20 protein-coding genes are annotated in these 23,563 nt (G+C 71.2%); 8 read left to right on the plus strand and 12 right to left on the minus strand.

Annotated features, from left to right (window positions below):
• Positions 1 to 24: 24 nt before the first annotated feature.
• From ABEB28_RS01680 to ABEB28_RS01705, 6 genes are all read right to left on the minus strand, one after another.
• Positions 25 to 1,008 carry a ferrochelatase gene (locus tag ABEB28_RS01680; RefSeq protein WP_376981579.1) on the minus strand — a complete coding sequence of 328 codons (984 nt, stop codon included), beginning with the start codon at positions 1,006 to 1,008 and terminating at the stop codon, positions 25 to 27.
• Between the two features lie 132 nt (positions 1,009 to 1,140).
• Entirely contained in the window at positions 1,141 to 1,911 is a 771-nt protein-coding gene (fabI, locus tag ABEB28_RS01685; RefSeq protein ID WP_345726122.1) for an enoyl-ACP reductase FabI, read from the minus strand.
• Between the two features lie 29 nt (positions 1,912 to 1,940).
• Complete coding sequence (locus tag ABEB28_RS01690) at positions 1,941 to 2,645, minus strand: beta-ketoacyl-ACP reductase (RefSeq protein ID WP_345726123.1); 705 nt, start codon at positions 2,643 to 2,645, stop codon at positions 1,941 to 1,943.
• 173 nt (positions 2,646 to 2,818) lie between these two features.
• Positions 2,819 to 3,769, minus strand: coding sequence for a VWA domain-containing protein (locus ABEB28_RS01695; RefSeq protein ID WP_345726124.1), 951 nt, complete (start codon positions 3,767 to 3,769; stop codon positions 2,819 to 2,821).
• Positions 3,766 to 4,797: a DUF58 domain-containing protein gene (locus ABEB28_RS01700; RefSeq protein ID WP_376981567.1), complete on the minus strand. Its 1,032-nt coding sequence runs from the start codon at positions 4,795 to 4,797 to the stop codon at positions 3,766 to 3,768. Before ABEB28_RS01700 ends, ABEB28_RS01695 begins: the two co-directional genes overlap by 4 nt.
• Entirely contained in the window at positions 4,794 to 5,927 is a 1,134-nt protein-coding gene (locus tag ABEB28_RS01705; protein WP_345726125.1) for an AAA family ATPase, read from the minus strand. The genes ABEB28_RS01700 and ABEB28_RS01705 overlap by 4 nt, the downstream gene beginning before the upstream one ends.
• Before the next feature lie 310 nt (positions 5,928 to 6,237).
• Here ABEB28_RS01705 and ABEB28_RS01710 point away from each other — a divergent pair, with 310 nt between their 5' ends.
• The 3 genes from ABEB28_RS01710 (at position 6,238) to ABEB28_RS01720 (ending at position 8,675) form a co-directional block, all read left to right on the plus strand.
• Positions 6,238 to 6,462 (plus strand): hypothetical protein, encoded by a 225-nt coding sequence (locus ABEB28_RS01710; RefSeq protein WP_345726126.1) that lies wholly within the window; start codon positions 6,238 to 6,240, stop codon positions 6,460 to 6,462.
• 39 nt (positions 6,463 to 6,501) lie between these two features.
• Positions 6,502 to 7,050: a PH domain-containing protein gene (locus tag ABEB28_RS01715; protein ID WP_345726127.1), complete on the plus strand. Its 549-nt coding sequence runs from the start codon at positions 6,502 to 6,504 to the stop codon at positions 7,048 to 7,050.
• 206 nt (positions 7,051 to 7,256) lie between these two features.
• Complete coding sequence (locus ABEB28_RS01720; RefSeq protein ID WP_345726128.1) at positions 7,257 to 8,675, plus strand: PH domain-containing protein; 1,419 nt, start codon at positions 7,257 to 7,259, stop codon at positions 8,673 to 8,675.
• Here ABEB28_RS01720 and ABEB28_RS01725 read toward each other — a convergent pair.
• Both ABEB28_RS01725 and ABEB28_RS01730 read right to left on the minus strand, forming a co-directional pair.
• The gene (locus ABEB28_RS01725) at positions 8,612 to 9,724 is read right to left on the minus strand and encodes a phosphatase PAP2 family protein (RefSeq protein WP_376981563.1); all 1,113 of its coding nucleotides are present in this window, start codon (positions 9,722 to 9,724) and stop codon (positions 8,612 to 8,614) included. The genes ABEB28_RS01720 and ABEB28_RS01725 overlap by 64 nt on opposite strands.
• An 83-nt stretch (positions 9,725 to 9,807) precedes the next feature.
• Positions 9,808 to 10,584, minus strand: coding sequence for an SIR2 family NAD-dependent protein deacylase (locus tag ABEB28_RS01730; protein ID WP_345726129.1), 777 nt, complete (start codon positions 10,582 to 10,584; stop codon positions 9,808 to 9,810).
• Between the two features lie 176 nt (positions 10,585 to 10,760).
• On the opposite strand from ABEB28_RS01730, the gene ABEB28_RS01735 reads away from it, so the two are divergent.
• Positions 10,761 to 11,207 (plus strand): thioesterase family protein, encoded by a 447-nt coding sequence (locus ABEB28_RS01735; protein ID WP_345726130.1) that lies wholly within the window; start codon positions 10,761 to 10,763, stop codon positions 11,205 to 11,207.
• Complete coding sequence (locus ABEB28_RS01740) at positions 11,204 to 12,031, plus strand: MBL fold metallo-hydrolase (protein WP_345726131.1); 828 nt, start codon at positions 11,204 to 11,206, stop codon at positions 12,029 to 12,031. Before ABEB28_RS01735 ends, ABEB28_RS01740 begins: the two co-directional genes overlap by 4 nt.
• A gap of 69 nt (positions 12,032 to 12,100) precedes the next feature.
• On the opposite strand, the gene asnB is transcribed toward ABEB28_RS01740, so the two are convergent.
• Complete coding sequence (asnB, locus tag ABEB28_RS01745; protein WP_345726132.1) at positions 12,101 to 14,032, minus strand: asparagine synthase (glutamine-hydrolyzing); 1,932 nt, start codon at positions 14,030 to 14,032, stop codon at positions 12,101 to 12,103.
• A 280-nt stretch (positions 14,033 to 14,312) separates the two neighbouring features.
• On the opposite strand from asnB, the gene ABEB28_RS01750 reads away from it, so the two are divergent.
• Together ABEB28_RS01750 and ABEB28_RS01755 are read left to right on the plus strand one after the other, a co-directional pair.
• Entirely contained in the window at positions 14,313 to 15,683 is a 1,371-nt protein-coding gene (locus ABEB28_RS01750; RefSeq protein WP_345726231.1) for an aminopeptidase P family protein, read from the plus strand.
• 112 nt (positions 15,684 to 15,795) lie between these two features.
• On the plus strand, positions 15,796 to 16,188 hold the full coding sequence (locus tag ABEB28_RS01755; protein WP_345726133.1) for a hypothetical protein: 393 nt from the start codon (positions 15,796 to 15,798) through the stop codon (positions 16,186 to 16,188).
• Between the two features lie 22 nt (positions 16,189 to 16,210).
• Here ABEB28_RS01755 and qcrB read toward each other — a convergent pair whose 3' ends face one another.
• From qcrB to ABEB28_RS01770, 3 genes are all read right to left on the minus strand, one after another.
• On the minus strand, positions 16,211 to 17,824 hold the full coding sequence (gene qcrB / locus ABEB28_RS01760; protein ID WP_345726134.1) for a cytochrome bc1 complex cytochrome b subunit: 1,614 nt from the start codon (positions 17,822 to 17,824) through the stop codon (positions 16,211 to 16,213).
• Positions 17,825 to 17,955: 131 nt separating this feature from the next.
• Complete coding sequence (locus tag ABEB28_RS01765; RefSeq protein ID WP_345726135.1) at positions 17,956 to 19,860, minus strand: alpha/beta fold hydrolase; 1,905 nt, start codon at positions 19,858 to 19,860, stop codon at positions 17,956 to 17,958.
• A gap of 63 nt (positions 19,861 to 19,923) precedes the next feature.
• Positions 19,924 to 20,493, minus strand: coding sequence for a TetR/AcrR family transcriptional regulator (locus ABEB28_RS01770; protein ID WP_345726136.1), 570 nt, complete (start codon positions 20,491 to 20,493; stop codon positions 19,924 to 19,926).
• Positions 20,494 to 20,770: 277 nt separating this feature from the next.
• Between ABEB28_RS01770 and ABEB28_RS01775 the strand changes: the two genes are divergently transcribed.
• Positions 20,771 to 23,560, plus strand: coding sequence for an aconitate hydratase (locus ABEB28_RS01775; RefSeq protein ID WP_376981577.1), 2,790 nt, complete (start codon positions 20,771 to 20,773; stop codon positions 23,558 to 23,560).
• The last annotated feature ends 3 nt before the right edge of the window (positions 23,561 to 23,563 follow it).

The following is a 23,563-nucleotide window of genomic DNA, read 5'->3' on the forward strand; positions in this document are numbered from 1 at the left end:
CGCTTACCGCGCGGCCGCGGCCGCTTACCGCCCGGCCGCGGCCGGCCGGCGAACGGGCGCCGGGCAGCAGCCCGGCAGGCAGGTCGGTCCGGACGCTTCCCACGGAGCCAGCCGCCGCTGCGACGACGAAGCGTACAGCCGCTCGGTGACCAGCTCGCGCACCATGCCGACGAACCGCGGATCGGTACCGGGCGTCGCGGCCCGAGCGAACCCGAGACCGAGTTCCGCCGCGGTCTGCTTCGCCTCGTTGTCGAGGTCCCAGATCACCTCGAGGTGATCGCTGACGAACCCGATCGGGCTCACGACGACGTCCGTGACGCCCTCGGCCGCGATCGCCCGCAGGTGGTCGTTGACGTCCGGCTCCAGCCACGGCACCCGCGGCGGACCGCTCCGCGACTGCCAGACCAGGTCCCACGTCAGGTCGGGCGCCGCCGCCGTGGACACCAGCCCGGCGACCGTCCGCAGCTGAGCACTGTAGAGGCCACCGTCCGGGCCGCTACTCGCGTCCATCGAGGTCGGAACGCTGTGCGCGGTGAACACCAGGCGGGTGGTCGCACGCCGCTCGGCCGGCAGCGTCCCGAGTGCCGCGACCACCGCGTCGACGTGCGGCTCGACGAAGCCCGGGTGGTCGTAGAAGTGCCGGAGCTTCTCGACGACCGGCGCGTCGGCCCCGACCTCTTCGCGGGCCGTGACGATGTCGTCGCGGTACTGCCGGCAGGACGAGTACGACGAGTACGCCGACGTGGCGAACGCCAGGGCCCGCTGGACGCCGTCCGCGCGCATCTGCCGCAGCGTGTCGGCGAGCATCGGGTGCCAGTTGCGGTTGCCCCAGTAGAGCGGCACGTCGATGCCGTGGGCGGCGAACTCCTTGCCCAGGGCGGCCAGCAGCTCCCGGTTCTGGTCGTTGATCGGCGAGACCCCACCGAAGTGGTGGTAGTGCTCCGCGACCTCGGCCAGCCGGGCAGCCGGGACCCCCCGGCCGCGGACGACGTTCTCCAGGAACGGCATCACGTCGTCGGGCCCTTCCGGGCCTCCGAACGAGAGCAGAAGTACCGCGTCGTAGCTACTGGTCACGACTCTTGATCCTGCCACTGCCCGGCCGCCCCGGCGCGCTGACGCGACGCCGGGGTGACCGGCGCCTCACGCACCGATCGCGTGGAACCCACCGTCGACGTGCACGATCTCTCCGGTGGTTGCCGGGAACCAGTCCGACATCAGCGCGACGCAGCCGCGCGCCGTCGCCTCCTGGTCGTTGAGGTCCCAGCCCAGCGGTGCCCGCGGGCCCCACGCCTCCTCGAACTGACCGAAGCCGGGGATGCTCTTCGCCGCCATCGTCCGCAGTGGCCCTGCCGCGACCAGGTTCACCCGGATCTTCCGCGGCCCGAGGTCGCGGGCCAGGTACCGGTTCGCCGACTCCAGACCGGCCTTCGCCACGCCCATCCAGTTGTAGGCCGGCCACGCCTGCGTCGCGTCGAACGTCAGCCCGACGATCGACCCACCCGACTCCGGGATGAGCGGCAACGTCGCCTCGGCGAGCGACTTGTACGAGAACGTCGACGCGTGCAGCGCGGTCGCCACGTCCTCCCAGGGCGCGTCCATGAACGGCGAACCCAGGCAGCTGGCCGGCGCGAACCCGATCGAGTGCAGGACGCCGTCGAGGCCGTCGACGTGCTCGCGCACCCGGTCGGGCAGTGCAGCCAAGTCTTCCGTGCTCGTGACGTCCAGCGGAATGACCGGCGCCGCCGCAGGCAGCCGCTTGGCGATCCGCTCGACCAGGGACATCCGGCCGTATCCGGTGAGAACGACGGTCGCACCCTGTTCCTGAGCGATCCGGGCGACCGAGAACGCGATCGACGCGTCGGTGATCACCCCGGTGACGAGGATGCGCTTACCTTCCAACAGACCGGACACCCGGCCCCCTCTCTGACCGAAGAAAAAGCTCAGTGCCCCATGCCGAGGCCGCCGTCGACCGGGATGACCGCGCCGGTCACGTACGCGCCGGCGTCCGACGCCAACCAGGTGACCACCCCGGCCACCTCGTCCGGCTGCGCGTAGCGCTGCAGCGGGATCTGGCCGAGGATCTCCTTCTGCCGGGCCTCGGGCAGCTCGGCAGTCATGTCGGTCTCGACGAACCCGGGCGCGACGACGTTCGCGGTGATGTTCCGCGAGCCCAGCTCACGCGCGATCGACCGCGCCATACCGACCAGGCCGGCCTTGGACGCGGCGTAGTTGACCTGCCCCGCCGACCCGGCGAGCCCGACGACCGACGAGATGAACACGATCCGGCCGAACTTCTTCCGCAGCATCTTCGAGGACGCGCGCTTCGCGACCCGGTAGGCGCCGGTCAGGTTGGTGTCGACGACGCGGGTGAACTGGTCCTCGGACATCCGCAACAGCAACGTGTCATCGGTGATCCCGGCGTTGGCGACCAACACCTCGACCGGCCCGTGCGCCTCCTCGACCGCCGCGAAGGCGGCATCGACCTGGGCACCGTCGGTGATGTCGCACTGGACGCCGAAGAGCCCCTCGGGCGCTCCGCTGCCGCGATGGGTGATCGCGACCTTGTCGCCCTGCGCCGCGAACGCCCTGGCGATCGCCAACCCGATCCCCCGGTTCCCGCCCGTGACCAGAACGCTGCGTGACACCCGTGACCTCCCTGATTCCAACCATCCGGCCCGCCGAGGCTACGGTGTCGGCCGCGTCGACGGCGAACCGCCTCCCGAACTGACCAGTAGCTCGCGTCTCACGATCCGCGCTCTCGCCAGCTCCAGCCCCGGTGTACGGGCGGGTCACGGGGCCGCCAGGTACGGCCCTGACGTCAGGGCAGGCGGGAGGTCCAGGCGAGGCTCATCGCCGCCCCGGCGAAGCCGAAGATCAGCGCGGCGCCGACGAACCACTGGGTGATCTCCCGCGGGGTCGTCCGGTACCCGATCGAGCTGCCCAGATCGCGGTAGACGTCCTTGAGTTCCTGCGCGGTCACGGCGGAGTAGAACCGGCCGTCGGTCTGCTGGGCGATCGCCTGGAGCGCGTCCCGGTCGACCGGCACCGGCGTCCGGGTGCCGTTCAGATCGACCACGCCTTCCTGGGTGCCGAACGCGATCGTCGACACCGGAACCTTCGCGGTCGCCGCGGCCTTCGCGGCCTCCTCGTTCGGCCGGCCGTACGTGGTGTAACCGTCCGACAGGAGGACGATCCGGGCCGGCGGAGCGCCACTCGCCCCGTCGGCGGGCACCGACTGAACAGCCTGCAGCGAGGCGTAGATCGCCTCACCGATCGCGGTGGACTCCTGCAGCTCCAGCCCGTCGATCGCGGACGTGATCTGGCTGTGATCCTTGGTGGGCGAGACCACCACGGTCGCGCTCTTCGCGAACGAGACCAGCGAGAGGTTGTAGGTCTCCGGGAGCTCGTCGACGAACTGCTTGGCCGCCGCCTTCGCGGCGGTGATCCGGTCCGGATCGACGTCGGTGGCCTGCATCGAGAGCGAGACGTCGAGCGCGAGCACTATCGTCGCGCGCTCCAGCGGCTGCTTGACGTCGGTCGACGGCTTGGCCATCCCGAACGACAGCACGAGCAGGCAGAGCAGGAACGCGGTCGCGCCCAGGTGCCGGCGCCAGCCGGGCGCCTTGGGCGCCACCGACTTGAGCAGCGCGACGTTCGTGAACCGGACCGCGTAGGTACGCCGGTGCAGTTGCACCCAGACATAGGCGGCGGCCAGCAGAGCCACTGCCAGGAGCAGGAGCAGCCACCAGGGGTTGAGGAAACGGATCATCGGGTGGTCCCCCTGCTTCGCCCGCGCCGTTGCGCGGCCACGAACCGGACGATGTCGAGCAGCCAGTCGGAGTCGGTGGACAGCCGCAGGTGCGCTGCGCCGGCCCGCCGCAGCGCGCCCGCGATCGCGGTCCGCTGGGTCGCGGCCGCGGTGGCGTAGGCGGATCGGACCTTGGCGTCGGTCGAGACCTCGTGCACGGCTCCGGTCTCCGGGTCGACGACGGTCAGCACGCCGACGGCGGGCAGCTCCAGCTCCCGCGGATCGACGATCTCGATCGCGAGGACCTCGTGCCGGACCGCCAACTTGCGCAGCGGCCGTTCCCAGGCGGGCTCGAGGTCGCCGCCGTCGGCACGCACGATGTCGTCGGTGAGGAAGTCGGAGATCACCACCGCCTGGCCGCGGCGCCGCGGTGGCCGGTTGAGCGCGTCGACGGCCTCCGCGAGGTAGCCGGCGTTCGCCGCCGTGCCACCCGCGGGAGCGCGGGGGGTCTGGTAGACCCGGCGCAGCATGCCGTGCGCGTTGTTCCGGCCGGGGCGGGCCGCCAGCCGGCGCGACGTCTCCCCGTTCGTGACCACCGCACCGACCCGGTTGCCACCGCGCACCGTCAGGTAGCCGATCGCCGCGGCCGCGGCGATCGCGAGGTCACGCTTCTCGCACCGCGCGGTGCCGAAGTCGAGGCTCGCCGACAGGTCGATGCACATCCAGGTCTCCAGCTCCCGGTCGGCCATCGTCTGCCGGACGTGCGGCACCGTCGTCCGTGCGGTGACCGGCCAGTCCATCCGGCGGACGTCGTCACCGGCTCGGTACTCCCGGCTCTCGCCCGCCTCGCTGCCGGGGCCCGGCAGCAGACCGAGGTAGTCGCCCTGCAGCAGCCCGTCGAGCTTGCGGGTGATCGTGAGTTGGAGCCGTTTGAGCACCGCCTCGGCCGCGGCGGTTTCCGCGGCGACGTCGCCGACCGGCGCGGCGGCCGGAACCGCCGTGCCGGATCCGGCCGCGCCGGGGAAGGACCGCCGGGCGAGCCGAATCACGCCAGCCGCTCCCCGGCTGCGCCGGTGGCCGGGGCCGGCCAGCCCGGCTGCGCCTGCGGAAAGGCGGGAGCACCCGAACCGGGTACCGACGACACCGGCCGCGCGTCCGCCTGCTGGCGGGGCGAGACGGTCGGCAGCGGAATCGTCTCCAGCACGCGCTGCACGATGTGCTCCGGCGGGACGCCGTCGGCGATCGCGTCGTAGGAGAGCACCAGCCGGTGCCGAAGGATGTCCGGCGCCAGATCCACCACGTCCTGCGGCAAGGCGTAATCGCGACCGCGCATCAGCGCCAACGCCCGGACCCCGGCAACCAGCCCGAGCGACGCCCGGGGCGAGGCGCCGTAGGAGATCCACCCGGCGACGTCGGACAGGCCGTGCTCGGCCGGCGTCCGGGTCGCGAGGACCAGCCGGACGGCGTAGTCGACGAGCGCGTTGTGCACGAAGACGTTGTCGGCCGTGGTCTGCAGCCGCAGCAGGTCCTCCGGGCTGAGCACGGTCTCCGCCTTCGGCGGGTTGACGCCCATCCGGTAGACGATCTCGCGCTCCTCCATGTCGGTGGGGTAGCCGACGACGACCTTCATCAGGAACCGGTCGCGCTGCGCCTCCGGCAGTGGGTAGACACCCTCCTGCTCGATCGGGTTCTGGGTCGCGAGCGTGAGGAACGGGTCGGGCAGCCGATAGGTCTGCCCGCCGATCGACACCTGCTTCTCGGCCATCACCTCGAGCAGCGCGGACTGTGCCTTGGCGGGCGCCCGGTTGATCTCGTCGGCGAGCAAGAAGTTCGCGAACACCGGGCCGAGCTCGACGTCGAACGCCTCAGTACTCGGCTTGTAGATCCGGGTACCGACGACGTCGGCCGGGACCAGGTCCGGCGTGAACTGGATCCGGCTGAACGTCCCGCCGACGACCCGGGCGAGCGTCTCCACCGCGAGCGTCTTCGCGACGCCGGGCACGCCCTCCAACAGGCAGTGCCCGCGGGCGAGCAGGCACACGAGCATCCGCTCGACCATCCGGTCCTGCCCGACGATCACCCGCTTGACCTCGAAGAGCGTGCGCTCGAGCTGAGTCGCGTCCTCTGCCGGTGTGTGCTGCTGGGCCACCGATCTCCCACCGCCCCAATCCTCGACCACGCGGTACTCGTGCACCCCGCACGGCACGAACCGAAGACCGGCTCGCCGCCGCAGCAGGGCATGTCGGCTACCACTCTGCCAGGCGAAAGCGACCGACCGCTCGGCGTGACCCCGTGGATCTGCTGAGAGAAGCGACCGGCCCGCCGCTACCGCCCGTACCACCGTGTTGACGAATCGTGAACGATTCTCGGATCTGGACAACGGCTACACGACCCGGTGTAAGATTCACACGACGTCAGGCGGCTTCCCCCGTGGTCGCCTGGCGTCGTTTGCTGTGTGGGCGCAGGTGTTTCTGCGGGCAGGAGCGATGGTGACGTCCGAGCCGATGGCACCGAACGACGGGCTCGCGATCTGTTCGGCGAAGGGTTGCCGGCAGCCGGCCGAGTTCCTGATCCGCTGGCGCAATCCCCGCCTGCACTCCGGCGATCGACGCAAGACCTGGGCCGCCTGCGGCGAGCACCGCGACCGCCTGTCGGATTTCCTCGACGTCCGCGGTTTCCTGCTGGCCGTGGAGCCGATCGACGCCGAACACTGACCGGACACCCGTTCACGATCGCGCACTAGGCTGGGTGGCATGGCTGCCCCGCTGAGCGAGTCCGCAGCACCGACCGGGCGGTCCGACCGGGTGCCGACCGACAATCCCGCACTCTGGCCGGAGGACGCGCCCTGGCAGCAGGTCTCGCCGCGCCTGGCCTGGGTGCGCCGCGCAGGCATGCTGACCTTCCTGGTGCCGATTGTGGCCGCGGTCGCCGCGACCGCGACCTGGACCGACGTGACGCTGCTGCCGTGGGGGATCGCCGTGGCCGGGCTCGGGTTCCTCGGCTGGGGCCTCGCGGTCGTGACGCGCAGCGTGCAGGCGTGGGGCTACGCCGAGCGGGCGGACGATCTGCTCGTCCGGCACGGCATCCTGGTCCGTCGGCTGTCGGTGGTGCCGTACGGCCGGATGCAGTACGTCGACGTGAAGGCGGGACCGCTGGAGCGTGCGCTGGGAATCGCGACCGTCCAGCTGCACACCGCCGCGGCGGCGTCGGACGCCGCGATTCCGGGCCTGCCGACGGTCGAGGCCGCGCGGCTCCGGGACCGTCTGGCCGCGCTCGGCGAAGCCCGGGCAGCCGGCCTATGACCGAGGACCCGCCCGCCAGGGTGACGTCCCCCGACACGACGCCGCCGCCGGCGTCCACGGAGCCGGGCCTTGCAGAGCCGAGCGCCCCGGGACCGGGCCTCCCGGGACCGGGCCTCCCGGGACCGGGCCTCCCGGGACCGGGCCTCCCGGGACCGGGCCTCCCGGGACCGGGCCTCGCGGGGCCGGCGGACGGGGAGTTCCGGCGGTTGCACCCGCTCAGCCCGCTGATCCGCGGTGCGCGCGGCATCGGCGTCGTCGGCGCGCTCGTCTCCTATCAGGCCTGGGGCTCGGCGGGCTGGCGCGCGCTCGCGATCGCGGCCACCGTGATCGTCCTCGGCTGGTTCGCCGTCGCCTGGGTCGCCTGGCGGTTCACCGGCTTCCGGGTGGCCGCGCGGGAACTGCACGTCCGCGACGGCATCCTGTCCCGGCGTCAGCGGACGATCCCGCTCGAACGCGTCCAAGCGGTGGACGTCGTGCGGCCCGCGCTGGCCCGGCTGTTCGGGCTGGCCGAGGTGCGGATGGAGGTCGTCGGCGGCGGCAAGGACGCCGAGGCTCCGCTCGCCTACCTGACCACCGCCGAGGCCGAGCGGCTCCGCGTCCACCTGCTGCGGTTGGCCGCGGACGCCGGAGCAGCCGCGTCGCAGCCGACCGTCCCGATGGGCGACCTGACAGAGACCGCACCGGCGCCGGTGACCACCGCGGTCGGTGGACTGTTCCGGGTGAACCACCGGCTGCTGATCTTCTCCCAGCTGCTCACCTTCAACACGCTGTCCGCGCCGTTCCTGCTGGTCATCCCGATCCTGGAGTTCACCAGCGAGGACCCGTCGTCCGCGGCCGTCTTCACGTTCGTCAGCGGCATCGTCGGTCTGATCCAGGTTCCGGTCCGCCGCCTGCTCGGCGAGTGGGGGTTCACCGTCGGACGCGACGCGGACGGGCTGCGTGTCCACCGGGGCATGCTCGACGTCCGCAACCAGACGATCCCGATCCCCCGCATCCAAGCGGTGCGGATCCGGCAGCCGCTGCTCTGGCGCCCGTTCGGCTGGGTGCGGATCGAGATCGACGTCGCCGGGTACGGGCAGGGCGGCGAACAGGAGAACGGCCGCAGCGCGCTCGTGCCGGTGGCTCCGGCCGCGGAGGCGTTCGCGGTGCTGCACGCCGTGCTCCCGACCGTTCCATCGGCCGGTCCGGACGCGCTCGAGCTGCGCCCGGCGCCGGCGCGGGCACGCTGGCGTGCACCGTTCCAGTACCGGCGGCTGGCGTACACGGTGACCGACACCGCGCTGGTCACCCGGGGCGGCTGGCTGACCGCCCGGCACGACGTCGCGCTGCACGCCCGCGCCCAGAGCGTCCGGATCTCGCAGGGACCGTGGCAGCGCGGGCTGGGCCTAGCGTCGGTGCACCTCGACCCGGCCGGTGGCCACACCACACCGACCGTGCTGCACCAGGAGGCCGCGCACGCCGCCCGGGTCGCAGCCGACCTCGTCGACCGTGCCCGAGCCAACCGCGCCCCCGCCACGGCCGAGGCGGCCCACTCGGCGGACCCGGCGCCGGCTGCGGACGGTCAGTCGGCGGAGCGCCCGACCGCGTCGGGCTCCTCGGCGGCCGAGGGCGCCCGCGGCGCCTGAACCACCGCCGAGGCGCCGTCCTCCGCGGGCGACGCCGACGTGGGTGCGGCCGCCCGGAGCAGCGACTCGGCGGCCTCGCCTACCCGGCGCCCGCTGCGGCGCGCCCACCACCGCTCCCCCAGCCAGACCACGAGGAACACGGCACCGACGTACACGTAGCCGACGATCGCGTCGATGATGTAGTGCTCACCGGTGTAGACCAGCGTCAGTGACATCAGGACCGGGTACGCCAGCAGCAGCGGGATCCAGCGCTTCCGCACCCGGGTGAGGAAGAACGCGACCGCGCACATCGCGAACGCCGAGTGCAGCGACGGCATCGCCGCCACCGGGTTCGACATCGACTGCCCGATGCTCAGCAACTTGGTGCCGCCGTGCAGGCCGATCGCCTCCCAGCCGCGCCCGGACATCCGGGCGACCTCCTCGGCGATGTAGCCGTGCTCGGACGCCCACCACGGCGGGGCCGCCGGATACAAGAAGTAGGTGACCAGACCGGCCGCGGTGAGCGTGAACCAGCGCCGCATGAACCCCGCCCAGAGCGGCCGGCTGCGGACCCAGAGCACGGCCGCGATCGTGAGGCACACCACGAAGTGCGAGAAGTAGACGAACGACGCGAGGACGTCGTACCAGTGGACGTAGTCCGGGTCGTAGAGATGTTCCTGCGCCCAGAGCGTCGGGATCGTGCCGCCGAACAGCCACTCGTCCGCGTGGATCATCTCGGTGACGTGCGGCGCCACGCCGTTGTCGGCCAGGCCACGGCTGTAGTCGTAGGCGACCAGGAGCAGGACGATCGGGGTCCAGTCCCGGGCGAAACCGAGGTGGTGCCGCCACGGCTGGTCCGGCCGGAACGCGATGGTGCCGAACCAGAGCCAGAGCGCGGCCAGCATCGGGTCGGTCGGCAGCCCGACGAAGTACCAGTAGATCGCGAAAGCGACAGCGAACAGCGGAACCGCGACCCGACGCTTGGCCAGTAGCTCCCGAACGCGACTGCGGGCCTCCGGACCGTGGTCGGGTTCCTGGGGTGGCTGGGTCGCGGTGTCCTCCAAGATCACCCGGCCGAGAGTACAGCCGCCTGGCTCGCCCCGGCCCGAGGCCGGGGCGTGGCCCAGTCGGCTAGCTCGCCGAGGCCGTCGGCCTAGCCCGCCGAGGCCGTCCGGGACGAGCCGCCACCCACCAGCCGCGGCAGCAGGCTCCCGATCGGCTCGGACAACGTGGCGTCCGCGACGCCGTCGTACGGCGTCGGGTCGGCGTTGAGGATCACGACCTTCGCACCCTGCTTCTTCGCCACCTCGACCAGACCGGCGACCGGCTGCACGGACAGCGACGTCCCGATCGCCAGGAACAGGTCACAGTCCGCCGCGGCCGCCCGCGCCTTCGCGAACACCTCCGGCACCAGCGGCTGACCGAACGAGATCGTGCCCGCCTTGAGGATGCCGCCGCAGCGCAGGCACGCCGGGTCCTCGTCGCCGGCGGCCACCCGCTCGAGCGTGTCCGACATCGCGAACCGCGAACCGCACGAGAGGCACTCCACCTCGTAGAGCGACCCGTGCACCTCGATCACCAGATCTTCGCTCGTACCGGCGAGCTGGTGGAGCCCGTCGATGTTCTGCGTGATCACAGCGCGTAGCCGGCCGTGCGCCTCGAGATCCACCAGCGCGTAGTGCGCCGCGTTCGGCCGAGCCGTCCACGCGGCGTGCGCCCGTCGGATCTCCCAGGCCTCCCGCCGGACGTCGGGGTCGGACACGTAATCCCGCAAGGTGAACAACCGCTGTGCGCCCGGGTTGCGAGTCCACACCCCATTAGGGCCGCGGAAATCGGGGATGCCGCTATCGGTACTGATACCTGCACCCGTCAACGCGGTTACCCGTTTTGCGTCCGCGATCCAACGCGCGACCGCCTGCCCGTCCCTCATGCGCACAAACGCTAGGCGTACCAGCCGTCGAGTACCAGCCGTACGTGCGTGTCCGCTCGACGTCACGAGCCGAAAGTTGCGGCGACTGCGCGCCGGAGCGTACCGCTGTGCCCATCGGTCACCCCGTACCCTCCCGCCGCACGCCCCGGTTCCGGGCACCGCATAGGCTGCGCGGCATGTACCTTCCGCTCGGCCTGACCGGTCGGTCCGTACTCACGGTGACCGACGCCGACACCGCGGCGGCCGTCGGGTCCGGCGACGTCCCGGTGCTCGCGACCCCGCGGCTGCTCGCGCTCGCCGAAGCCGCGACGGTGGACGCGATCCGCGAAGCGCTGCCCGCTGAGCTGACCACGGTCGGCGTCCGGGTCGAGGTCGCGCATCAGCTGCCGACGCCGGTGGGTGCGACCGCGACCGCGACCGCGACGCTCGACACGGTGGACGGCCGGGCGCTGCGGTTCACCGTCGTCGTGCGGGACGACGTCGAGAGCGACGACCCCGGTGACAGCGGTACCGGGGACGGTCGGATCGTCGCCGAGGCCGTCGTGGAGCGCGCCGCGATCGACCGCGCCCGCTTCCTGGCCCGGCTGGATCCGCGCGGCACCACCAACGAGGGAGCACGATGATCGACTGGGTGGAGGCGGCCGACCGCGTGCTGGTCTGGCGCCAGCCGGTGCTGGACGTCAACGCGGTGCTCGTGCTCGGCGACGCGGGCGCCCTCGTCGTCGACACGCTCTCGACGCCGGCCCAGGCCGGTGAGCTCGTGGATGCGATCCGCCGGGTGACGTCGCTGCCGTGGCGGATCGTCAACACCCACCACCACTTCGACCACTGCTACGGCAACGCGGTGCTCGCCCCGGACGCCGCCACCGAGATCTGGGCCCACAGCGAGTGCGTCGCCCGGTACGAGCGCTGGAGCGCCGACGACGGCGGCAAAGCCAGGGTGGAGGCGGTCGCGGCGGAGTACGCGGACTCGATGCCGGAGCTGGCTGCGGCCGTCGCCGGCGTGACGCTGCGCGGACCGGACCACCCCGTGCCCGGCGGCGCCACGCTCGACCTGGGCGGCCGCACAGTCGACCTGCGGCACCTGGGCCGCGGGCACACCGACAACGACCTCGTCGTCGTGGTGCCGGACGCGAACGTCGTGCTCGCCGGCGACCTGTTGGAGGACGGCGCGCCGCCCTCGTTCGACGACTCCTGGCCGCTGGAGTGGGCCGGCACCGTGGCCGCGCTGATGGAGCTGGGCCCTGCAGCGGTGGTGCCCGGCCACGGCGGCACGATGAGCCCGGACGCGGTGGCCGCGCAGCACGCCGACCTGACCGCACTGGAGTGGGCCTGCCGGGACGGGTGGCGCGACCGGGCCCCCGCCGAGGAGGTCGCCGCGCAGGCGCCGTTCGGCTCCCTGCTCGCCGTCGAACGCGCCTACGCGTTCCTCGACGGCAAGCTCTAACAAACCTGTCCCCGCTATCGACCTACCGCCGTGCGGTGACAGGTCGATAACGGGGACAGACCTTTCGCCCTACCGCTGGCGGATCGCGCGCTTGGTGAGGAGCTGGGACTCCGCGGGTGCGGGACGGGGGTCGATCCGGCCCTCGACGAAGATCGAGTGCCAGACGCAGAACACCAGCACCGTCCACACCTTGCGGGAGTTGTCCGCCTCCCCGGCCCGGTGCGCCTGCAACAACCGGTCGACGTACTGCAGGTCGAGCAGGTCCCCCGCCTTCGAGTCGGCCAGGATGCCGCGCGCCCAGTCGTACATCAGGCCCTTGAGCCAGACCCGGGTCGGCACCGGGAAGCCCAGCTTCGGCCGGTTGACGATCTGCGGCGGCACGACCTGCTCCAGCGCCTGCCGCAGCGCGTACTTCCGGATGCCCTTGCTGGTGACCTTGAGTTCCTGCGGGATCTTCCGCGCGATGTCGAACACACCGACGTCGAGGAACGGCACCCGGCCTTCCAGTGAGTGCGCCATCGTCATCCGGTCGGCCTTCACCAGGATGTCGCCGCGCAGCCAGGTGTAGAGGTCGATGTACTGCATCTGGGTGACGTCGTCGAGGTAGGCGGCGTCCCGGTAGTGCTGCTCGGTGACGTCGGTGTACTGCACGCTCGAGTCGTAGTGCCGCATGAGCTTCTGCTTCTCGGGCTCGGTGAAGATCCGCGCGTTGCCGTAGTAGCGCTCCTGCAGCGGCGTGGTGCCCCGCTCGAGGAAGCTCTTGCCCTTGACGCCCTCCGGGATCACCTTGCTGACCGCCCGCAGCCCCTTCTGCAGCGGGTCGGGCAGCGACGTGATCGGCTTGAGCGAGAGCGGCTCGCGGTAGATGCCGTAGCCGCCGAAGAACTCGTCCGCGCCCTCGCCGGAGAGCACGGCGGTCACCTGCTCGGACGCCTTCTTCGCGACGAAGTACAGCGGCACCAGCGCCGGGTCGGCCACCGGGTCGTCGAGGTGCCAGACGATCCGCGGCAGCGACTCCATCATGTCGTTCGCGGTGATCAGCGCCGGGAAGTTCTTCACCCCGAGCCACTTGGCGGACTGCTCCGCGACCGTGATCTCGGAGTACCCGTCGACCTCGTAGCCGGCGGTGAACGTCAGGATGTCCGGCTTGTGTTCGCGGGCCAGCGCGACGATCGCGGTCGAGTCGATACCGCTGGAGAGGAACGCGCCGACCGGCACCTCGCTCTGCAGGTGCAGGCCGACCGACTCGCGCAGCACGTCCCGGATCTCGGCGAACAACCGCTCCGGCGAGGACGTCGGCGTCGGCCGGAAGTCGGGCCGGAAGTACCGGTTGCGGACGACCTCCTGGCCGGGCTTCCAGGTGAGCGACTCGCCGCTCTCCAGCCGGTTGATGTCCCGGTGCAGCGTGCCCGGCTCGGGCACGTACTGCAGCGTCAGGTAGTGGGAGAGCGCCGCGGGGTCGAGGCCGGCGTCACCGGAGCGGGCCGCGGCGGAGAACGGCAGCAGCGCCTTCTTCTCGCTGGAGACGTAGATCCCGGTCGGGGTCACCGTGTAGTGCAGCGGCTTGATGCCGAAGTGGTCCCTGGCGGCGAACGCGGTGCGCTCGAACCGGTCCCAGATGATGAACGCGAACATGCCGCGGAGTCGACTGACGAACTCCGGACCCCAGTAGTGGTAGGCCGCGACGATCGCCTCGGTGTCGCCCTCGGTGGCGAACGACGCGCCGACCTCGGCGAGCTGCTTGCGCAGGTCGAGGTAGTTGTAGATCTCGCCGTTGAACGTGATGACGTACCGGCCGTCGGCGTACTCCAACGGCTGGTGCGAGTTCTCGACGTCGATGAACGCGAGCCGTTTGAAGCCCAGCACCACGTCGTCGCCGGACACCCGGACCCCGGTTTCGTCCGGGCCCCGGTGGTGAATGCTCTCCAACGCGGCAGCCACCCCGTCGCGCTGGTGGGAGGCGTCGCCGCAGGAACTGACGTAGGTGAGCAGACCGCACATGGCCGCCATCTTCCCACTGCCTGCCCACCCCGAGCGCGTGCGGTAGGCCCCACTGGATCGTCGCAGGTGAGCCCTGCGGACCGTCGGACACACGCGGTAGCGTCGGATGCGCACGCAGAACACCCAGCAGCCAACCGGGGGCCGCCAGATGAACGACAGCGACGCTTCGACCACGCCGGCTGCGTTCGAGGGGCCCGAGGGCGGCGAGCTGGCCGAGACCGACCCGTCGATCACCACCGCGAGCCACGACCTGCCGGTACCCGAGCGGCTGGCCGAGTTCATGCGCACCGGCTGGGCGGAGGCGCCGTCCGGCCCGATGGCGCCGGAGCCCGCTGCGCGCTACACGGCGGCCCGCCGCGCCCTACTGGCCGAACGGTTCCCCGGGGAGACGCTCGTCGTCCCGAGCGGCACCGCGAAGGTGCGCAACAACGACTCCTCGTACGAGTTCCGCCCCGGCTCCGACCTGGCCTGGCTCACGACCTGCTACGAACAGGACGCGGTGCTGATCGCCGGCCCGGAGGACGCCACGCTCTACGTCCGGGTGCGGGCCTCACGCGAGTCCGACGAGTTCTTCCGTAGCCGGGGCGGCGAGCTCTGGGTCGGTCCGCGGCGCTCGGCGGAGGAGTGGACGGCGGCGCTCGGCCTGCCCTGCGCCTCGCTGGACGACCTGGAGAAGGCACTCGCCGAGCTCGACCCGGTGAGCACCCGGGTCCTGCGGGGGTTCGACGGACGGGTGGACGCTGCGGTCGAACCCGTCGACGACGGCCTGCGCGACGGCCAGCTCGCCGCGGCGCTCGGCGAACTGCGTCTGGTCAAGGACGCGTGGGAGGTCGAGCAGCTGCGGGACGCCGTGGACGCGACCGTCCGCGGTTTCGCCGACGTCGTCCGCGCGCTCCCGGCGGACCGCGAGTCGTCCGAGCGCCTGGTCGACGGCGTCTTCGGGCTCCGGGCGCGGCACGACGGCAACACGGTCGGCTACGGCACGATCGCCGCCGCCGGTGCGCACGCCTGCACGCTGCACTGGTGGCGCAACGACGGCGTGTGCCGTCCCGGTGAACTGCTCCTGCTGGACGCCGGGGTCGAGAACCGCCACCTCTACACCGCCGACATCACCCGCACCGTTCCGGTCGCCGGGCGGTTCTCCCCGGTCCAACGCCGCGTCTACGAGGCGGTGCTGGCCGCGCAAGAAGCCGGGATCGCCGTGATCCGGCCGGGCGTGGCCTGGCGGGACATCCACCGGGCGTGCATGCGCGTCATCGCCGGAGCGCTCGCCGAGTGGGGCCTGCTGCCGATCTCTGCCGCCGAGTCCCTCGACGACGAGGTGGGACTGCACCGGCGCTGGACGCTGCACGCGTCCGGACACATGTTGGGGCTGGACGTGCACGACTGCGCGAAGGCCAGGGCGGAGACCTATCTGGACGGTGTGCTCGCGGCGGGCAACGTGCTCACGGTCGAGCCCGGCCTGTACTTCCAACCCGACGACCTGATGGTGCCGCCGGAGTACCGCGGTATCGGCGTCCGCATCGAGGACGACGTCCTGGTCACCGAGGACGGCGCCGAGGTGCTGTCGGCGGCGCTGCCGCGCGATCCGGACGCGGTCGAGGCGTGGATGGCCGCGGAGCGGGCCGCCGGGGTCCGCCTGCCCGCCTGACGCGCTCCGACCGGAGACCGGGGACCGCGTAGGCCCCGGTGAAACCTAGGAAAGGCCTGGAGAACTGTCCAGAATCGGTTCAGCTGGCGGCCGTGGCGGTCAGCATGGGAGCGTGCCCGCTTCGACGGCCTCCTGGCCCCTCCCGGTTCTCTCGGTTCTGTCGCTGCTGGTGATCGCCGGCTCCGTGGGGTGGGCCGAGGCCACCAACGCGCAGCCTCCCGCGGCAGCGGCCGAGACCGCCGAGGCCTCGTTCACCGTGTGCGCCGAAGGGGATTACCCGGCCTACGTGCTGCTGACCGAGACGAAGACCCAGACCGCGACCGCTCAGCCGGGTGCCTGCGTCACCCACACCATCGCCGACGCCGGGACCGCGTACGCGATCGAGGTCTACGGACTCGACGGCACCACACCGTTCGAGATCGGCGAGGACGAGATCGGCGGCGACGGCACCGAGCAGGTGAAGGTCATCGGAACGGTCGAGGCCCCGGACTACGCGGTCGAGTGAGCCGACGCCAGACGCCCGCGGCTCACCGCCTCCCCTCGGCGGTCTCCGGGTCGACCGCGGTGGGTGGCACCGGCTCCAGGTCGCGGCTCGTCGCCGGCCGCTCGATCGGCGTGAAGAAGCCGCTTCCTGTGGGCCGGAGCGCACCGAGACGGTTCACCTTCTTCGGGACCGCCCAGCCGGCGTAGGGCAGTTCGGTACGCCCCTGGTCGTCGGGCGGCGCGAGCGGCTGGTGGATCTCCGTGTACGCACCGTCCGGCATGCGGCGGATGATGCCCGTCTCGACGCCGTGCGCCAGCACCTGCCGGTCGTGCTGCTGGAGTCCCAGACAGATGCGGTCGGTGACCCAGTACGCCACCGCGGGCAGGAGCAGTAAGCCGATCCGGCCCGCCCAGGTGACCGCGTTCGTGCTGATGTCGAACGTCAGGGCGATGGCGTCGCCGGCACCGGCGAGCGTCAGCACGAGGTAGAAGGTGAGGGCCATGACACCCGCAGCGGTGCGGCTCGGGGCGTCCCGGGGGCGGTCGAGCAGGTGATGCTCTCGCCGGTCCCGCCGCACCCGGGCCTCGATGGCCGGGTACGCCATCGGCAGCACGACCAGGATCGTGGGCAGCACCACCGCCGCCCAGAACAGCGGCGGGACGACGTACCCGGCCCCGATCGGGATCGTGACCTCCCAGGGCGGCATGAGCCGGACCGCGCCGTCGAGGAACATGACGTACCAGGCTGGCTGCGACAACGCCGCCGAGACCGCGGCGTGCGACGGCCCGAAGAGCCAGATCGGGTTGATCTGGAAGAGGCCACCGAGCAACGCGAGCACGGCGCAGACGACCATGAACAGTCCGACCTGCTTCGTGACGTACTGCGGGAAGGCGCGCTGGCCCACAACGTTCGCGCTCGTGCGGTGCGGGCCCCGCCACTGGGCGGGCTTCTGCCCGAACCGCAGTGCCGCCAGGACGCCCGCCAGCACGACCAGAAGTACGGGCAGCAGCAGGTGGAGGAGGTACAGGCGACCGATGATCACCTCGCCCGGGTACTCGCCGCCGAAGACCGACGTCGCCAGCCAGGTGCCGACCACGGGCACCGACATGAGGATCGCCGACAGGATTCGCATGCCGGACGCGGAGAGGCCGTCGTCCAGGACCATGTAGCCGGTGTAGCTGGTGAACAGGCCGGTCCAGAACAGCAGCAGGCTGACCACCCACTGCGCCCTCCGCGGCTTGCGGAACGCGCCGGTGAAGAAGACCCGCAGCAGGTACAGCACGATCGACGCCAGGAACAGCATCGCCGCCCAGTGGTGCAGCTGACGCAGGAAGAGACCACCGCGGACGTCGAACGAGAGGTCCAGCGTCGAGGCGTACGCCGCGGACATGGTCGTCCCTTGTAGCCGCGTGTACGAGCCGTCGTACACGACCTCCTCCATCGACGGCTGGAAGAACAGCGCGAGGAAGGTGCCGGTGACGACCAGCACGACGAATGAGTACACCGCGATCTGACCCAGCAGGAACGACCAGTGATCGGGGAAGACCCGGTTGAGCAGCGCGCGCACCGGTGTGACGGCGCGCGCCGCGGCGGCCACCGCCTCGTCGCCTCGCTTCCGCGGGGCCGCGGCAGATCGCGGTGTGTCGGTTTCGTCCATTCCAACCTCCTGCTCGTGGAGGTGCGCCGCGCGGACCGCGCGTCGTCCCGTTGCGAACATGGAGATGCCGGCCGGCCGGTCGATGTGACGGTTCGGGCGCGTGACGTCCGCCACCGGCCGGGCCCGTGGGCTCAGTCCCGTGCGCCGGAAGGTGTGGGGCGAGCACGTCCTGCCGACTCGTTCGCGCGCGCGTTGATGGCTGCGCCGAGCTGGGCCGGGTGGCTGAGGTGAGGGTGATGGCCCGCGTCGGGAATGGTCGCGACGTCGTGCTCGTCGTTCCCCTCGACGAGCGGATCGCGGTCGCCGACGATGAGCTGGACGGGCACGGGGCAGGAGCGCAGTAGGTGACGCAGCCTCGACCGCTCGGCCTCCCGCTGAGCGTCCCGTAGCCACCGGGCGGTCCGGCGTGCCACACCTGGTCGTCGCAGATTCGCCGCCACGCTGGCGATCGCCTGGTGGGCGGCGTCCTGACCGGAAACGGCCGTCGCGGCTGGTGCCACGTCGAGGTGCTCTCCGAGCAGGGAATTGGTGAGCTGACCGGCGGTCGCGTGCCGCAGCATCGTCGTCCCGACCATGACGGTCCGCAGCAATCGGGAGGGACGTCGCTGCAGGAAGTACGGCGATACCAGAACCAGTCGGGATACCCGGTCCGGATGGGCGTTGGCGTAACTCAGCGCCGCCCCAGCGGCAGCGGAGTGGGCGACGAGCGTCGGACGGGTCCGTACCGGGCTCAGCAGCTCGGTCAGCCACTGTGCCGCGGTTGCCGTGGTCGGTGACGATCGGCCCAGGCCGGGAAGGTCCGCGCGCAGCGCCGCGCCGTCGAGATGGGACAGGAGGCCCTGCCACGATTCGCCGTCGAGGGGTAGGCCGTGCAGGAGGACGAACCGCGGTGCGCTGCGCTCTCCGGCCAGGTAGGTGCGGCCGCCGGCGACGAGGTGGAAGCCGCCGGGGACCGGGCTCGGTGCTGCGCCGAACCGGTCGGCGACGAGCCGGTCGGCCCAGCGTCGCAGGACGTCTCCGACGGGCGGTTGGGACAATCCAGCCGCCGCGGCGATCCGGTCGGCCGATGCCGTGTCGTACCGGTCCTCGGAGAGAAACGACAGTGTCTCCGGCTCCACGCGGGTGAGCGCCTTCGGTAATCGGCGCACCAGGCCGACGGGCACGATGCGCCGGGGCGCCGACACTCCCAGGTGGGTGACGAGCTCTGCCACGAGATCCGGGAAGTCCGGTGTCGCGCCGTCGAGAACCCAATGCGCCGTCAGTGGGCCCTCGTCGTGCAGCGGAACCGCGGCCATGAACCGTGCCAGATAGTCGACCGTCACCACCGGCACGAAGGTGCGCCGGGAGCCGGCCAGCGCCGGGAGCCCACCGTTCCAGAGGTCGCGCACGGTCGTGGCGAGCCCGATGTACTGCTCCGCCTCGCCGGTGACGGAGTGACCCACGACCGTGCTCGGGTTGACCAGCGTCAACGGCACCGCCTCTCGGGCGGCCACGACCCGCAGCGCCGCGTCGGCTTCGACCTTGGACGCCTCGTAGGCGCCGAGACGCCGGTAGCGCTCGCGCGATTCGTTCGCCGACCACGGATATCGCGCCTCTGGGACGCTCACCCGGTAGCCGGACAGGTGGACGAGCCGACGTAGCCGCGGCAGACCGGCGCCCCAGCCCAGGACGTTCAGCGCACCGTCCACGTTGGCTCGGCGCGCCTCGTCGGGCGCCATGCCGAACTGGTACCGGCCGGCCACGTTGAACACGTCGCGAACGGAGCCGAGGATCTCCTCGTCGGCCGCGCGCGCCAGTCGTTCGCGGCTCAGATCGGTGTCGATCGTGGTGAGCGCGCCGTCGTCGGCGCCGTGCTCTCGCAGCCAGTCACGCAGTCGTGCTGCGCTGCCGGCTCCGCCGCGAACGGCTGCGGCGACGACCCGGCCCTGGCCGAGCAACTCCAGCAGCAGCCAGCGGCCGATGAACCCGGTGGCTCCGAACACCATCGAGTCGATCGTCTGAGGGATGGCGTCGGACTGGGCAGGATGCAGCGTCACGGGATCTCCAAGTAGACCGATCTACCTAAATTTTGCCCACGCGGAAAGGGTCCGCAGGGAGACTCAGCCGAGCAGCGTCTCGACCACTCGTCGCACTTGTTCCAGCGGTTGAACACTGCGTCGGGCACGGCCGAGAAGCAGTGCACCCTCGACCAGAGCCAGCACTGACGACGCGAGGTCCTCGGCCTTCGCGGGGTCAGAACCTTCCGCGATCAGCCGGCTCGCAAGGAGCTGCTGCCACCCCAGATACGCCTCCGCGCAGACACTCTGCAGGGCGTCGTTCGACGCGGCGACCTCCAGCGCCACCGTCGCCAATGGGCAGCCTTTGGTGTAACCGGACGCGTGCATCCGCTCGGCGAACACGTCGATCAGCTGCTGCGCCAACGCCAGTGCGGTGGGCGCATTCGCCTCCAGTTCCCGGATCAGCGCAGCGACCTCGTCGCCGGCGTCACTCAGCGCCGCCGCGACCAATTGGTCCTTGCCGCCGGGGAAGTGGAAGTACAGGGAGCCGCGCGGCGCGCCGCTCTCGGCCAGGATCTGGTTCAAACCGGTACCGAAGTAGCCTTGCGCCTCGATCAGCGTCCGGGCCGTGCTGACGAGCCGCGTTCGTGTTTCCCGACCCTTCGCACCCATGGCCAAAGAATAGACCGATCTACATATTGGAGCAACCGGCCTTCGGGCGCCGGCCCCCCAACGTCGACCTGAACGTCAGGACGCTCGATGGCGTAGATCACTGCATCGGAATGGGTAAACCCCTCACAAGGCGTTGACCCACGTCGAGTACGATGCAAGACGGACGTACGGTTTACAAGCAGAAGCCAGCCGCTTGCCAGGTGGAAAGACGAGTAGGCGAGACTGGCGGAGAGAACCGACGAAGGAGTGCGACGTGTCAGAGGGCTCCCCCCCGCGCATCGACAGTTTCGGGTCGGCCGGCTCGCTCACGGTCGGCGACGAGGAGTACCAGATCTTCCGGCTGAGTGCCGTCGAGGGTCTCCAGGAGAAGATCGCCCGCCTGCCGTATTCGCTCAAGGTGCTGCTCGAGAACCTGCTGCGGACCGAGGACGGCGCGAACGTCACCGCCGACCACATCCGCGCGCTGGCGAACTGGGATCCGGAGGCTGAGCCGGACACCGAAATCCAGTTCACGCCCGCCCGGGTCGTGATGCAGGACTTCACCGGCGTCCCGTGCGTGGTCGACCTGGCCACGATGCGCGAGGCGGTCGCGGAGCTCGGCGGCGACCCGGCGAAGATCAACCCGCTCGCGCCGGCCGAGCTGGTCATCGACCACTCGGTCATCGCCGACGTGTTCGGTGCGGCGAATGCTTTCGCGCGCAACGTCGAGCTGGAGTACGAGCGCAACTTCGAGCGCTACCAGTTCCTGCGCTGGGGCCAGGGCGCGTTCAACGAGTTCAAGGTGGTCCCGCCGGGCACCGGCATCGTCCACCAGGTGAACATCGAGCACCTGGCACGGGTCGTGATGGTCCGCGGCGACGCGAACACCGCCTACCCCGACACCTGCGTCGGCACCGACTCGCACACCACGATGGTCAACGGGCTGGGCGTCCTGGGCTGGGGCGTCGGCGGCATCGAGGCCGAGGCCGCGATGCTCGGCCAGCCGGTGAGCATGCTGATCCCGCGGGTCGTCGGCTTCAAGCTGCACGGCGAGCTGCCCGAGGGCACCACCGCCACCGACCTCGTGCTGACGATCACCGAGATGCTGCGCAAGCACGGTGTCGTCGGCAAGTTCGTCGAGTTCTACGGGCCCGGCGTCACCGCGGTCCCGCTGGCGAACCGGGCCACGATCGGCAACATGAGCCCGGAGTTCGGCTCCACCGCCGCGATCTTCCCGATCGACGACGAGACCGTGACCTACCTGCGGCTGACCGGCCGGTCCGAGCAGCAACTCGCGCTGGTCGAGGCGTACGCCAAGGAACAGGGCATGTGGCACGACCCGTCGGTCGAGCCGGTGTTCTCCGAGTACCTCGAGCTGGACCTGTCGACGATCGTGCCGTCGATCGCCGGGCCGAAGCGCCCGCAGGACCGGATCGTGCTGGCCGAGGCGAAGGCCCAGTGGCGCGGCGACATCCGCAACTACGTCGGCGACGAGGACCAGTACGTCGGGGGCCCTGCGGACGAGGCGTCCGAGGAGTCGTTCCCGGCGTCGGACTCCCCCGCCAACGGTCGCAACACCGAGGCCGACAAGCCGCACCACGGCGCTCCCGGCCCGAACGGCCGCCCGTCGCGCAAGGTGCCGGTGACGATGGCCGACGGCACCACGTTCGAGCTGGACCACGGTGCCGTCGTGATCGCGGCGATCACCTCCTGCACGAACACCTCGAACCCGTCGGTGATGATCGGCGCGGCACTGCTGGCGAAGAAGGCCGTCGAGCGGGGCCTGACCCGCAAGCCGTGGGTGAAGACGACGCTGGCTCCGGGGTCGCAGGTCGTCAGCGACTACTACGACCGGGCCGGGCTCACGCCGTACCTGGACAAGATCGGCTTCAACCTGGTCGGTTACGGCTGCACCACGTGCATCGGCAACTCCGGCCCGCTGCAGGACGAGATCTCCGCCGCGATCAACGAGGCCGACCTGGCCGTCGCCGCGGTGCTGTCCGGCAACCGTAACTTCGAGGGCCGGATCAACCCGGACATCAAGACGAACTACCTGGCGTCCCCGCCGCTCGTGGTGGCGTACGCGCTGGCCGGGTCGATGGACATCGACATCACCACCGAGCCGCTGGGCACCGGGTCCGACGGCAAGCCGGTCTACCTCTCCGACATCTGGCCCTCGCCGCAGGAGGTCGAGGAGGTCATCGCCTCCGCGATCCACAGCGAGATGTTCTCCCGTGGCTACGCGGACGTCTTCGCCGGTGACGAGCGCTGGCAGAACCTGCCGACGCCGACCGGGAACACGTTCGAGTGGGACACCGAGTCGACGTACGTGCGGAAGCCCCCGTACTTCGAGGGGCTCTCCCGCGACACGACGCCGGTGACCGACATCTCCGGCGCCCGGGTGCTGCTCAAGCTCGGCGACTCGGTGACGACCGACCACATCTCCCCCGCCGGGGCGATCAAGGCGGACTCGCCGGCCGGCAAGTACCTCACCGAGCACGGTGTGGAGCGGCGGGACTTCAACTCGTACGGGTCGCGGCGCGGCAACCACGAGGTGATGATTCGCGGCACGTTCGCGAACATCCGGCTGCGGAACCAGATCGCGCCCGGCACCGAGGGTGGGTTCACCCGGGACTTCTCGTCGGATGGCTCCGTCACGACCGTGTACGACGCCGCGCAGAACTACGCGGCCGCGGGAACGCCGCTGGTGGTGCTCGCGGGCAAGGAGTACGGCTCGGGGTCGTCGCGTGACTGGGCGGCGAAGGGCACCGCGCTGCTCGGCGTCAAGACCGTGATCGCGGAGTCGTACGAGCGGATCCACCGGTCGAACCTGATCGGCATGGGCGTGCTGCCGCTGCAGTTCCCGACCGGGGAGTCGGCGGAGTCGCTCGGGCTGACCGGTGAGGAGACGTTCTCGTTCACCGGCGTCACGGAGCTGAACAACGGCACCACGCCGCGGACGGTGAAGGTCAGCACGGACACCGGCGTCGAGTTCGACGCGGTGGTGCGGATCGACACGCCGGGTGAGGCCGACTACTACCGGCACGGCGGGATCATGCAGTACGTGCTGCGCAGCCTGCTGGGCTGACGG

Origin of the sequence: Cryptosporangium minutisporangium (genome assembly GCF_039536245.1) — a bacterium.
GTDB classification, from domain to species: Bacteria; Actinomycetota; Actinomycetes; order Mycobacteriales; family Cryptosporangiaceae; genus Cryptosporangium; species Cryptosporangium minutisporangium.